Here is a 13052-nt window from a genome sequence, read left to right on the forward strand (position 1 = left end):
CTCAAATGATCAGTACTACAGACTTTCAATCCCTCAATACGAAAATCCTGTGTCTGATCATTGGATCGGGTGCCGTCCTGATCCTCGGAATCCAGCCGTTGATCCTCGGGGCGCTGCTCAACTCCGGAGTCATTGATGCCATTCAGTTGGGTTGGACAGCCACGGTCGAGGTGGTCGCGATGGGCATCGGGGTGTTGGTCGGCACCCCTTTGCTCCGGCATGGCAGAGCCAAGCAGATCGTCTTCGCTGCGGCTATCGTCACCGCTCTGGCCAATCTTGGGACATGGCAGGCAGGCGCGGTAGCCGGTGTTATGGTGCTGAGATGTCTGACGGGCCTGGCTAACGGACTACTGATCGCGGTCAGTGTCCTGTGCATCACCTACAGCAATTCGCCGGGTCGCATGAATGCGATATTTCTCTCGATGGGCGCAGTGCCCCAGCTTGCCGCAGCCTATGCCTTGCCCGCTTTCATCGCCCCGCGATTTGGTATCGGGTCAGGCTTCGTAATATTGGCGCTCGTCGGTGCGCTGTCAGGCATTCTGGCGCTTGCGGTCCGCGATCGATTTGCTCCGCCCGTGGAAGAGACAACGGGAAAGATCGTATGGACTCCACTCGTTGTCGTCGCCTTGGCCGCCAGCCTGGTCACGGCCGCTGCGGTTGGAGCCTGTTGGGCTTACGTCGAACCCATGGGAGCAGCGATTGGATTGTCGCCCGAGCAGATCGGCCTTGCCGTCACGATCAGCCTGCTGTTCCAACTTCTCAGCACCCTCGTGGTTTCGACCGTCGGCTGGCGCATTCCGTTTGCGGTTCCGCTCCTTGGTGGCGCGATCGGCCAGATCGCAGTCGCGGCGCTGCTGCTCAATTCGACGGACATGGTTCTGTTCTCTACTGGCATCGCCCTCTTCGGTTTCCTTTGGCAGGGCTGCATGCCGTTTGGCGTGGATCTGATCATTTCCGTGGATGCATCGCGCGCCACCGCACCCCTTATGTTGCCGTTGAACTTCTTCGGCCTGAGTGCTGGCCCTCTGATCGCTTCCTTCTTTGTCGGTGACAGCGTTAGTGGCGCATTCCAGATCGCTTTGGTCGGCTTCGTCGGGTCGCTAGTTCTTTATACCATCATATTTCTCACGGCTCGCGGCAGGATGTCGGCCAGCGATCCGGACGTGGCCGAAGTTGTCATCCCTTGACGCCGGGGCGGTTTGGAACCGGGGGCAGTGACCAATAAAAGCCATTGATGGTCCCGCAATCAACCCTTTAGTATCTGGAGCAGTTTGATGATCGAAGGTTACTGCTATCGTCGCTCCTATCGATCCGACGAAGCGATAGGTCTTCATGTATCCACCGATGCCGAGACGTTCGATGTCGTGGTAATTCGTTCAGGCCTGGAGGAAGTCACCCATCACGTCCAACGCGGGATCCGGGGGACGAAGCATACTGTTCCGGATGATGTGGTCGCGAATGGCTGCGGATGGCCCGAAACCGTGTCAATCAGCCCTGGCGCGGACTGGAAGAGCGGATTTTACAAGATATCACTCCAAGGAAGTGATGGAAGCTCCTCCGAAGCCTGCTTCATTCTGCGTCCGGCTGAACCCACTGCCGCGATCCTATGGGTAATCGAGACCAACACGTGGAATGCCTACAACTACTACGGTGGTCAGAGCACGTATACCGACGATAGCGGGAGCTATTCCGGAGGCGCCGCGCACGTTTCGTTTCTGCGCCCTTTGCCCAAAGGCTTCATTACGTTGCCCGACGATCACGCGCGTCTCGGCGATGCTGGCGAACCCGGTGTCTATGTACAATATGCTGAATGGTCAGCGGCGAATGATGTGGCGCTGTGGACGGGGGCAGCGAGCTGGTCGCAATGGAATCGCGCTTTTGCAAGATGGATCGAAAGCGAAAAGATTGAGGTAGATTACGCTGCAAGCGAAGATCTTGAGCGTTTTCCTGACCTGCTTTCATCCTACCGGCTGATGATGTCGGTCGGACACGACGAATATTGGTCGTGGGGAATGCGCGACGCCGTCGAGTCATTTATCGCCAACGGCGGCAACGTTGCGTTCCTTTCGGGCAACACCTCCTACTGGCAGGTTCGTCTTGAGCAGGACGGGCAACAGATGGTCGCTTACAAAGGCCGGGTTGAAGACGATCCGGTCGTGGGGACGGCCGATGAACGTTACAACACAGGGATCTGGTCGAACCGCATGACCAGACGCCCGGAAAACACCATGACCGGTCTGAGCTTCACACGAGGTGGTTATGCCAGGGTCGGTTTTGTCAGCCCTCTCTCATCCGGGGGATACACAGTCTACAGATCCGATCACTGGGCGCTTGAAGGCACAGGTCTTTCGTATGGCGATCAACTTGGCGCAAAGTCCTACATCATCGCTTACGAATGCGATGGTTGTGCCTTCCAGATGAAGAACGGTTTGCCGGTGCCGACTGGTGAAGACGGGACACCGACGAACTTCGAGATTATCGCGATCGCGCCAGTTGCATTGTTCACTCGCGAAAACGCCTTTCCCGGGCTGTACCCGGAAGGCGAGCTGACTGATCTCGAACTGGTGAGCGAGCAGGTCGAAGGACGACGTGATGCGGAGACCTTGGCTAAGTATGCGCACGGGCACGCTGTCTTGGGCAGCTATACAAGCCCGGGCGGGGGTATTGTTTTCAACAGCGGAACAACGGAATGGGCCTTCGCACTGGTTGAGCCGGCCGTCGCTCAGATCACTCGCAATGTGATCAACCGGTTATCAGCCGAAAGAGCCTGACGTCCCAATCGAAGAAGGGCGTCGAAGGACTCTGCAGAGCAGGTGGAGAAAGACATCAGGCGTCAGGCCCCGGCGCCTCTTTTTGGCCGAAGACAAAGATCCGCATCGTGCTCGAAGGCTTGCGCGGCGAGGACAGAATTGGCGAGCTGTGCCAAAAGGAAGGCATCGCGTAGAGCCTTATAATGAAACCTGTGCGCGCGTGGGTGAGGTGCTCGCCGACAGCACCTATCGCGGCAATGAATTATGGGATGCTGCGCGAGCGAAGGGTGGCATCATTGCCATTGATGGCGTGCTCGACATCGAACAGGGCATCGATCCACTGCACGGCCTCGAGCGCACCTACATGTTCGCCACGGCACTTCTTGCGGGCCGCACTGGCAACGTCGGCCAGCTCGAAGAACTTGCGCCTCGCGTGGGCGGCAACCACAGAAGCAATTACGCCCGGACCGCGGCACGACGTGGAACGGGGCCGGCGGCTGCGCGATCGTCTCACAATCCCGGCAGGAATACTTCTCGCGCAAGGTCTGGATTTCCTTCCAGGCGCGCGGGATCACCTTCAGCGTCTCAGTGACGTCCTCGCCCAGCTTGGACAGCCGGCTGCCGCCACAGGCCGGGCAAGACACGGATGACCGGCTCACGCGGCAGGTGCCCGGGAAACGACTTCCTGGCCGACCGCTTGCGGGCGAAGGCGGGGACTGTCGCTGTCTTCTCGGCCGCAACTTCGGCAGCGAGATCGTCCTCGGTTGCGTCGGCTTCGAGCTCCTCGAGCTTCAGTTCCAGCTGGTCGAGCAGCCGGCGGGTACGCTCGGCGCTGGCGCCGTACTGCTCATTAGCGATCTGCAACTTGAGGTGCACGATCACCGCCTCGATTGCGCTCTCCCGAGCATAGGCGTTGGCCAGGTTCGCTTCGGCCTCATCGGCCCGCATGGTCGCGCTCTCCAGCAGCGTTTTGAGCGCTTCGATATCGTCAGAAATGGGCGACTCCCATGACCGCGATGGAATCACAGAAATGCGCCCGAATGAAGCGCAAAATGCGATGGCACAGAAGAAAACGAACACCCTATCCGCCGATCTGCGGACGCCAAGAACACTGGGGGTTACACCAGTCGATCCCGTCGAGCAGGCAGGCCAATTGCGAGGCTGTCAGCGACACCATTCCGTCCTTCGCCGACGGCCAGACAAACCTACCCTTCTCGAGCCGCTTGGCGTAGAGCGACATGCCAATCCCGTCGTGCCAGATGAGCTACGCCCCGACCTGCGCCAAGTGCTCTGACGGCGAGCACCAGTTCCTACTCTGTGATAATTCCAATATTGAGAATTTACCGCGCCTTACCTGCAGCGCGGTAAATTCTCCACGTAGTTCAATCGTCAAATTTTCAGAACCGGTAAGTGATCTCTGCTCCATAGGTCTGCGGCGCACCACGCACAAACTGGATGAAACCAAGGCCGCGCAGGTCAATGCCGTTAACGAAATACTTTTCCTTGAAGATGTTCCGCGCATAGGCGGCCAAGGTGAAGTGGTCGCTTTCGAGGCTCAGTCGGGCGTTCTGCACCCACCGCGGGCCGGTGCTGACCAGATTGTTCTGGTATGCATCGAAATAGATGCGCGAGGCAAAGGCGCCGTCAAGCTGCAGGCGGACGGTTCCGTAGCCAGTCTTGGCGAGATCGACGTCCACGCCAGCTTGGGCATTGAAGCGAGCCGCCCCGGCCATCTGATTTCCGCCGATCGCAATGCCCGTGCCCGGAATCGTTGTGCCGTTGGCGTCAAGCACCCCGTTTAGTTCTGCTCCCTTCCGATAGCGTGGATCGACCCAGCTGAAGGCAGTATTGACTGTTATCCCATCGACGACCTTCAGGCGAACCTCGCCTTCCAAGCCGTAAATGCGCGCATTTACGTTCGCCAGCGTGCTCAGCCCCGTCGAGGGATTTACATTCAGGACCTGTTGATGCCGGTAATCGACGAAGAAGCCTGCGAGGTTGAACGTGAGGCGGCGTCCAAACAATTGGGATTTCAGACCCACCTCGTAGCTGTTCACCGTCTCCGGCTGCACGGCATTGATTTCATCCGGGCTAAAGAACGCCTGAGCATTGAAAGCGCCGGTGCGATAGCCCTGCTTGAAGCTGGCGTAGGTCATGACGTCATTCGCCACGGCCCACTGAAGGCCCGCTTCAAAGCTGGTATTGTGATAGCGAGCTTTCCGGTTCTCATTCACGATCGTGGGTGTGTCAAGATTCGGCACACCCGTGCCAGGGTTGGAGGAAATGAATGAATTGAAGTTCTCGATCGCAACGCGATCATCGCTGTAGCGAATGCCACCTGTCGCCGTCAGCGACGGGGTGATCTTGAATTCTCCGCGCCCGAAGATCGCCCACCCGTTGCGCCTTTGTGTAAACACACTGCCGTAATTAGCGCCATAGCCGCCAGTGCCGAAGCCGAAAGGATCGACAGCTCCGAGAAGCGCGCTGTTCAGAAGCATGTAGTTCTGATCCAGTTTCATGGAGTCGCTGCCGTAGCTGCCGCCGGCCGTCACGTTGAATGGGCCATCGAACGCTGTGACAACTCGCAGTTCCTGCGAAAAAGACTTGCCGTTGCGCGCGTTGGACTGCACTTCAGCGACGCTAATCGGCAGTCCATCGTCGTCCGTCGTTGACAGCCACTCGCCCCGATCCACCGCGGTAATCGACGTGATCGTGGCGTGGTCAAGTTTGACGTTCAACTGGAGGTTCGCGCCGTAGTTTTCGAGCAGCTTGCTGGCAACGCGATTGTTGTTGTTCTCCCAGAACGAGAGCCCCGCGCGAGAAACACCCGCCGTGAGCGAGGGATCCGGTACATCTGCATAGTACCCTGCGTTCCCGCCGGCCGAGCGGTTGTAGCTCAGCCGCACAGTGGCATCGAATAGGCTGCTCGGCTTCAGCAGGAAGGACAACCGAGCGCCGAACACATCCGCTTGGTCGGAATTGTTCGAACCCGGAAAGACGTTTCGGACATAACCGTCATTCTTCTGATACGTAAACGCGAAGCGAGTCGCCAAGACGTCGTTCACCAGCGCGGTCTGGACAGCGCCCTGTGCAGAGCGTTCGTTGTAATTGCCGTAGCCTGCGGTGAGGTAGCCTTCCGTATCAAAGCCGGGCGCCTTTGAAACGATGTTGATCGCGCCACCCGTGGCGTTTTTGCCGTAGAGTGCGCCCTGCGGACCTTTCAACGTCTCCACGCGCTGGACATCGAAGAAGGGTATTGCTTCGAACACCGGGCTGGCGCGGATAGCATCGTCCTCATACAGGGCGATCGGACGACTCTGCGAGAAGCTGAAGTCATTAGCCGAAATGCCGCGAAGCGTAAAAATGGGCGGTGAACCTGCGCCGTTGGGCAGATTGACGTTTAGGCCCGGCACCACCGAGGAAAGCATGCCGGGGTTGTCTATCTTCATGCTGGCCAGAGCATCACCGCTAACAGCGGCAATCGAGGCGGCAACTTTCTGAGAGCTTTCAGACCGGCGATTGGCGGTAACTAAGATTTCGCCGCCCTGTTCGTCGGCCACGCCTTCGGTCGCGCTCTGCGCCCAGCCAGCCTGGGGTGAAAGTGCCAGCGCGCTGCACGCGCAAAGAAACTGGATTGGGAAATTAACACCGCGCATTACACCACCCCTCATACAGCATCAGTGGCCCCTCACGCGGTGCCACCGGGCATCGCGTTGCCCGCGTTTATCGACTTTAATCGACTTTAGGGCAGATATTTCCAAAGTCAAGTCATCATGCGTCGGCCTGCAGGGGCCGCTGATCGCGGGGGAGGGAGTCGCGGCCTGGCTGTGTCGCAAATCCACTTGACGAACTTTATAAGCCGAATATGGTCCTAATAAGTTCACCGTATGGATTTGGTGCCCGTTGAGGGCTGCGCTGCACGACTCGAGAACTTCAATCGAGGAATTTAAGGATCGCTCTATGCAGGAGACTACCGATGGACCCGTCTCGATGGCCGTTCTGCCGGATGCGGGCGGCCTTGATCTGATAGGCAATGTTTTCAGTTTTGAAGAGGTGTGCGCGCTGGCCTTCGGGAATGAGCGTCTAGGCCTGATCAAAATGGAAGATGGTAGCGTTGGGGTCTTCCGGTACGAGCATCTAAAGGCCCTCTCCGAAAATCCGGAAGTCGGGAATACGCCGGCAAACGAGTTAATTCGCTGGACCTTGCAGCACCCGGAAGCGGCGAATTGTCCTGAGGGTGAAGCGCCTGGTGCTTCGTTGGCGCGTTGGGTGTCGAACCAGATATTTACCGCCAATCCGCCACTTCATCGACCGGAACGGATGATTATTGCTCGGCAATTCGTACCAAGGGTAATCGCGAGATTGCGGCCAGAAGCTGAAAAGATCATGGAGAATATAGTAAAAGGCTGTCCAGAAGGTGAAATCTTTGATCTATCTCGCGTTGTAGCCAGCAAATTGTCGACAGAGATTTGTCGACATTTGCTTGATTTGACTGCTGATGAAGCGGATCGTCTCGGCGAAGCTGTCGATGACATGTCGCAGTTGTTCCTGCTCGAGCCGACGCTCGACCAGTTCGCAAGTGCGGACCGAGGCGCCGGTCGTCTGATTGAAGTTATGTGTATGGCCGCTGATCGAAAAATGGCTGCGGAAGGCGAAAATTTGATCAAGACGATGGCGGCGGAACTGGCACTCCTTGACCATAAGCCAGATCTGGATCGCACTGGCATGGTACCAGAAAACATTGGCTTGATGCTCGCCGCGAATATTTTCGACGCTGCCCACACAACTTGCGTGCTGGCGTCGAACGTCATGTACTTCATTTTGAAGCACAGGGATGTCTATGAACGCTTGCGTGCGGACTCTTCACTTATCAGCAATGCGGTATCGGAAGGAATGCGTCTCGCGCCGCCATTGTCAGTGTCACCTCGCTTTACGCTAAGCGACGTTGAATACTTGGGTGTGCTGATCCCGGAAGGGACAAAGCTGCTTATGATGTGGGAAGTCGGCAATCGCGATCCATCAGTTTTTGAGGATCCACACGCATTCATTCTGGAGCGGAAGGTTACACGCGACGTGACCTTTGGTGGCGGCGCCCATCTTTGCCCAGGACGGCATCTTGCTCGAATGCTCGCCGAAGTGATCGTAGGTGGGCTAGTCTCGCCGCGCATTGAGCTTCAGGCTACAGAGACCGATGGCCTGTGGGTCCCTAACACCATGTTACGGCACCTGCGGGAACTGCCTGTGACAATGAGCCGCCTCCCTGCCTAATTCACGGTGCGACATGAGAGCAAATATGACAAATTATGCCAAATTCGGAAATTCGCCTCAATGTGATGGAACCGAGCTTGAGGAGTTCCGTACGGAAATTCGCAAGCTTTATGATATGAAAGAGGCCGCTCTGGCTGCAGGAGAAGTGGAGCCGATCGTTGAGCGGTTTTATACGGCCGACGCCGTCACTTTCGGGCCCGATGCGAAAGTTGTCACAGGGCGGGAGGCTCTGACGCAGCATTATCATAACTTCCTTCAAGCTTTCGCCAGCGCGAAGGTGGTCTCGGTCAAGCAGTACGTCCGCAACGGCTTGGGTTGGGACTGGGCCAATTTTATCGCCACTGCGAAGGATGGGAGCGTAATCCACGCGCCGATGATCTTCCTGTGGCTCAAGACGAGTGAAGGTTGGGTTTCCTGTGGTGACGTTTTCGCTATTAACGCGGACGGCGCCATCGACTGGGGAATTGACTGATCGCCCCTGGTGTCGGCGTGTGAGCGTCGACACGGGGTCTCGCCTTTGCGGATTGGCGAGTTTTGCGATCAGTTCGAAGAAATTTGAGCAAGCACTGTCGTGCGAGATTGCGATTGCGCACAATGTGATGCGCCAGCCTCTGCTACGTGGCGTGCACTGAATGCGCTTCTGCACGCCAAAATAGGCTGGAATCTGCGACGCCCGCAGTGGCGCGGAGAACATCCGAAATTATCCATGTTGTAGAACCGGATCGGATTCCTCGGCCATCTTGGTGGCCATCTGCCAATGGAGTCAGGCGTTATCGACCTGTGCACCGCAGCACTCGAGCATTTTGAGTACCCTTCCGGTGGGGCTTTCAATTACCCACAAGTGGTCGCGGCTGAGATTCGCTTTGGCGCATCGGGTTTGCTGGGGCTGAATCCGATGTGATTCCTATTCGAGCACTGAACCGAGCAGATGGGATGTTCGCGATGGGGAGCAATTTGATCGGTGACGGCGCGTGTATCGACGGGGAGATTGATTGAACGGGATTTGGCGATGCGCGCCTTGGCCGGCGGTTGCGCAAGTTGATGAGCCATATCGATGGTGCGCTGGGCCAACCGATCCCCCTGCCTTGCGAAGATTGGGCGAATACCAAGGCGGCTTACCGATTTCTGTCGAATGCGTCGGTCAACGAAGACCCGATTTTATCCGGGTATTTCCAAGCGACGGCGCGTCGGGTAGCAGTCAGTGAGGGGCTTATTCTCGTCCTCCAAGACACAACAGAGTTCGTCTATCAGCGCGAGAGCCCGGAAAGCATTGGCTTTACCAAGCATGTGAACAGCGGGCGCGACAAGGAGGGGCGCTGGCGCCAGCACAAACTGTGCGGTGTGCTGATGCATGCCAGTCTTGCAATCACGCTCGAAGGGTTGCCGCTTGGGCTGACGGCTGTGCGGTCCTGGACTCGGCCCCAGTTCAAAGGGCTGCTGGCGCTCAAGCGCAAGGTCAACCAAACCCGGGTGCCGATCGAGACCAAGGAAAGCGTGCGCTGGCTCGAGAATATGCGCGGTTCAACGGCGCTGTTGGACGGCGCTGATAGTCTCGTCCATTTTGGTGATCGCGAAAATGACATATACGAATTCTTCTGTGCCACGCAGGAGTTGGGCAACCATTTTGTCGTGCGCACCTGTGTCAATCGACTGGTTGGAGACGGCAAGCACACGGTTTCGACCGAAATGGCCGAAGTCGCGGTCGCTGGTGGCCATCATGAGTTTGAAATCGCGAATGGCAGCTCGGCAAAGCTCGCGCTGAAATACAAGCGCGTCAATCTGCTACCGCCGATTGGAAAGGCGCGGCGCTATCCCCCGCTCCGCCTGACCGTCATAAATGCGACTGAAGTCGATCCGCCCGAAGGGCGCAAGCCCATTGATTGGAAGTTGCTGACCGACCCGCCGGTCGAAACTGCCAACCAAGCCATTGAGAAGATGGCCTAGTATGCGATGCTCTGGAAGATCGAGCTGTTCTTCAAAATCCTCAAATCCGGCTGCAATGCCGAAAAGCTCAAGCTGCGTGCCGCCGAGCGCCTGGTCAACCTCATCGCCATTTGCTGCATACTCAGTTGGCGCATCTTCTGGTTGACAATGCTCAACCGGGCGCTCCCCAATGAAAATTCCGAATGCGCGTTGACCTCTGCCGAAATCGGCGTGAGCGATCAAATCGCCGCGCGCGCTGGCCGCAACCACGCGCAAAATCCAAGGCTATATGACTATCTCCGCGAAATCGCCCGCCTCGGCGGATACCTCGCGCGAAGTCACGACCCGCCACCAGGCAACATGATCATGTGGCGCGGCTGGTCACGCCTGATGGACATCCAGCTCGGCGCAAAACTCGCTGCCGGAAAAGTTGTGGCAATTGAAAGAACGGCCGGATGGGTACACTGCGGCCATCTCGGTCGAAACCGTGTGCTTGCCATCGCCGGCCAGACGATCAACGCAGGTGCGCACGGCCTCGGCATTCAGTAGACGAGTTCCGCCGTGAACGAATTGGGAGGGCAGGGTAGCCCATTTCCATGAACTTCCCTGCCCGTCTGAGTCGATAGCAATCCGCTGAAGGGTTGCTCCGCAAGCCTTGTCAGAACGGAAAAGATTGGGCCTTGTCGCGTATCGTGACCCATTGCCACTGTGAAAATTCGTCCCAATTGGCCGGGCCGCCTATGCTGGTTCCGTTGCCAGATTGTCCGCGACCGCCGAAGGGATTGACGACCTCGTCAGCGACCGTCTGACCGTTGATATGGAGGAGGCCAACGCGAAGCCGTTCGCCCAAGGCCATGGCGCGTCCTACCGAGTTTGAGATAATCCCAGCGGACAAGCCGTAGGCCGTGTCGTTGGCGAACTCGACCGCTTCATCGTCGCTGTCGAAGCTTGTGAGCGCAGCTACCGGACCGAAGACTTCTTCGGTGTAGGCCGGCATCTCGCGGCGCACATCCGCGAGTACGGTGGGATGATGAAAGAACTCGTTCGCCTCGCCGCCGGCAATCAGCCTCGCTCCCGCACTGACACTTCGTTCAACGATGTCTTGCACCCGGCCAAGTTGATGGCTGTTGATCATCGGGCCTATCGCGACCTGACCCCTGGCAGGGTCGCCGACCGGGAGATTGCGCGCCCGTGCCGCTAGTTTTTCGGCGAAAGCATCATGGATCGCGGAGTGGACCAGGATGCGGCCGCTTGCCATACAGATTTGTCCCTGATGAAGGAAAGCGCCCCAGGCGGCATTCGAAGCAGCGATGTCGAGATCAGCATCCTCCAGGACGATCAATGAATTCTTTCCGCCGAGCTCCAAAGACAACTTCTTTAGATGTCCACCGGCAAGTGCGCCGATCTTGCGGCCTGCCGCAGTGGACCCGGTGAACTGGATCATGGCGATGTTCGGGTCGGAGCACATTGCCTCGCCAGCCTCGATGGCGCCGGGCACAACGTGGAGCACCCCGTCCGGCAGACCCGCAGCAGCGAAAAGGCGAGCTACCAGCAAGCCGCTGCTGATCGTCGTCCGTGGATCAGGTTTTAGCACCACGGCATTTCCGACCGCAAGGGCGGGGGCGACTGCGCGAAGCGCAAGGTACAACGGGAAATTGAAGGGTGAGATCACTCCAACGACACCGAGCGGCATGCGACGGCAGAAGCTGAGCTGTCCGGGCTGAGTAGGCAGGACAAGACCGTGAGGCTGTGAAGGCATGGCCGCAGCCTCGCGGATCACCTTTGCGACAATGGCTACTTCGAACGCAGCCTTTGCGTGAACCGAGCCCGTTTCACGGACTAGCCATTCCACGTAGAGTTTCGAGTTCTCTTCAACGAGCTGCGCTGCCTTATAGAGGATTGCCGCGCGCTGCTCATAGGGCATGGCAAACCAGCTCTCCTGGGATTTGCGCGCGCTGCGCGAGGCATTGGCAATTTCGGTGGCGCCGCCTTGACGCAACCATCCGAGGCTCTCACCCGAGGCGGGCGAGCGCACCTCTACATTCCCGCCAGCCCCGTCAACTGCAAGCCAAGCTTCAATCGGACTAATATCGAGTTTTGCGTTCATGGCATTCCGTCTCCAAGGTGGCAAATCTTAAGTCCGATCAGGCTTGCCTGGCGCATTTGGTCAGATCGGCTGCGATGTCGAATAGCGCCTATTTCATGGGGTGACTACACGAAAGTGACGTATCTGCACGCTAAGGGCGAACAAATCCGGTACGATGCCAGCAGATGCTATTCGCAGGCTTTCCTGCCCCTTTTATGTGGTGCCGCCCTACGGGCGCCGATATGGGAGGGCGGCAATCCGATTGACCAACGATCGAGGTAGAACCCTGCTCGCCAAATATGTGAGCTGGTTGCCCATCCCCGGTATGGCGAAGGATTGCCGATAAACCAGAGCGTGGACTGCATGGGACGCGCACCGGTCAACGTCCATCAAACCCAACCTCCCCCACTTCAAATCGCTGAGGGCAGCCATGTCTGTGTCGATTCCACCGGGTGCAAAAGACCCAACACTCACTCCCGTCCCGGCAAGCTCCACGGAAAGCGCTCGCATGAGGGTGCTCACATAGGCTTTCGACGCGCCGTAGACCGCTTGGAAGGGCACGGATGTTTCGCCCGCCAGGCTCGACACGGCGATTACTGAGGATTCAAACGGCTGCTCCCTGAAAATCGCAATCAGGCGAGCCAGCAAATCCGTGAAACCGAGTATGTTTGTTTCAATTACCTCGGCATAAGTGTCGGCACGGCCTGCATCAAATGAACCAACGCTCGTCATTCCGGCAACCAACAAAGCGGCTGTTACTTGCAATTCTGCAACCTTAGCCGCGATTTTCTCCCTGCCCTCGATTTCACGTTGATCAGCCACTATAATCTCGCACGGCACATTGAACCGCTCGTCAATTTCGGTCTGTAGCTCCCGCAAGTTGTCGAGCCTTCGTCCAACAATCAGGGGCTTGGCCTGGTACGATGCCGCCAAGCGGAGGGCGGACGCTCTGCCCAAACCGGTCGAAGCCCCTGTGACCAGCACCCACGAGTTCTTGATCGCCAGGGCTCTGTTGCAAAGATTGG

General features: G+C 57.8%; 10 protein-coding genes and 2 pseudogenes. 6 read left to right on the forward strand and 6 right to left on the reverse strand.

Annotated features, from left to right (window positions below):
- Window positions 1-5 precede the first annotated feature (5 nt).
- A complete protein-coding gene (locus tag H926_RS0114700) occupies window positions 6-1187 on the forward strand; it encodes an MFS transporter (RefSeq protein WP_022676995.1) in 1182 nt (393 codons plus the stop codon).
- An 87-nt stretch (window positions 1188-1274) separates the two neighbouring features.
- Window positions 1275-2771, forward strand: a complete 1497-nt coding sequence (locus H926_RS0114705; RefSeq protein ID WP_022676996.1) for a N,N-dimethylformamidase beta subunit family domain-containing protein — start codon at window positions 1275-1277, stop codon at window positions 2769-2771.
- Between the two features lie 241 nt (window positions 2772-3012).
- Here H926_RS0114705 and H926_RS35585 read toward each other — a convergent pair whose 3' ends face one another.
- From H926_RS35585 to H926_RS0114720, 4 genes and pseudogenes are all read right to left on the reverse strand, one after another.
- A complete protein-coding gene (locus H926_RS35585) occupies window positions 3013-3198 on the reverse strand; it encodes a hypothetical protein (protein ID WP_028658042.1) in 186 nt (61 codons plus the stop codon).
- A 19-nt stretch (window positions 3199-3217) separates the two neighbouring features.
- Window positions 3218-3698 (reverse strand): annotated as a pseudogene (locus H926_RS34770) (IS66 family transposase zinc-finger binding domain-containing protein); the annotation flags it as partial.
- A gap of 133 nt (window positions 3699-3831) precedes the next feature.
- Window positions 3832-4011: a transposase gene (tnpB, locus tag H926_RS31835; RefSeq protein ID WP_256380250.1), complete on the reverse strand. Its 180-nt coding sequence runs from the start codon at window positions 4009-4011 to the stop codon at window positions 3832-3834.
- 136 nt (window positions 4012-4147) lie between these two features.
- Window positions 4148-6406 (reverse strand): TonB-dependent receptor, encoded by a 2259-nt coding sequence (locus H926_RS0114720; protein WP_158441993.1) that lies wholly within the window; start codon window positions 6404-6406, stop codon window positions 4148-4150.
- A 304-nt stretch (window positions 6407-6710) separates the two neighbouring features.
- On the opposite strand from H926_RS0114720, the gene H926_RS31840 reads away from it, so the two are divergent.
- The 4 genes and pseudogenes from H926_RS31840 to H926_RS34280 all read left to right on the forward strand — a co-directional run bounded on the left by H926_RS31840 (window position 6711) and on the right by H926_RS34280 (window position 10490).
- Window positions 6711-8018, forward strand: a complete 1308-nt coding sequence (locus tag H926_RS31840; protein ID WP_082209180.1) for a cytochrome P450 — start codon at window positions 6711-6713, stop codon at window positions 8016-8018.
- 25 nt (window positions 8019-8043) lie between these two features.
- Window positions 8044-8490 (forward strand): nuclear transport factor 2 family protein, encoded by a 447-nt coding sequence (locus H926_RS0114730; protein WP_148291757.1) that lies wholly within the window; start codon window positions 8044-8046, stop codon window positions 8488-8490.
- A gap of 542 nt (window positions 8491-9032) precedes the next feature.
- Window positions 9033-9962, forward strand: a pseudogene (locus tag H926_RS31845) (IS4 family transposase); the annotation flags it as partial.
- A 6-nt stretch (window positions 9963-9968) separates the two neighbouring features.
- Complete coding sequence (locus H926_RS34280; RefSeq protein WP_202804731.1) at window positions 9969-10490, forward strand: IS4 family transposase; 522 nt, start codon at window positions 9969-9971, stop codon at window positions 10488-10490.
- A 109-nt stretch (window positions 10491-10599) separates the two neighbouring features.
- Here the strand turns inward: H926_RS34280 and H926_RS0114745 are convergent, their stop codons facing one another.
- Together H926_RS0114745 and H926_RS0114750 are read right to left on the reverse strand one after the other, a co-directional pair.
- The gene (locus H926_RS0114745) at window positions 10600-12048 is read right to left on the reverse strand and encodes a benzaldehyde dehydrogenase (protein ID WP_022677001.1); all 1449 of its coding nucleotides are present in this window, start codon (window positions 12046-12048) and stop codon (window positions 10600-10602) included.
- Window positions 12049-12255: 207 nt separating this feature from the next.
- Window positions 12256-13032 carry an SDR family oxidoreductase gene (locus H926_RS0114750; RefSeq protein ID WP_028658045.1) on the reverse strand — a complete coding sequence of 259 codons (777 nt, stop codon included), beginning with the start codon at window positions 13030-13032 and terminating at the stop codon, window positions 12256-12258.
- Window positions 13033-13052 lie beyond the last annotated feature (20 nt).

The sequence above is a fragment of the Novosphingobium sp. B-7 genome, from assembly GCF_000410615.1.
GTDB classification, from domain to species: domain Bacteria; phylum Pseudomonadota; class Alphaproteobacteria; order Sphingomonadales; family Sphingomonadaceae; genus Novosphingobium; species Novosphingobium capsulatum.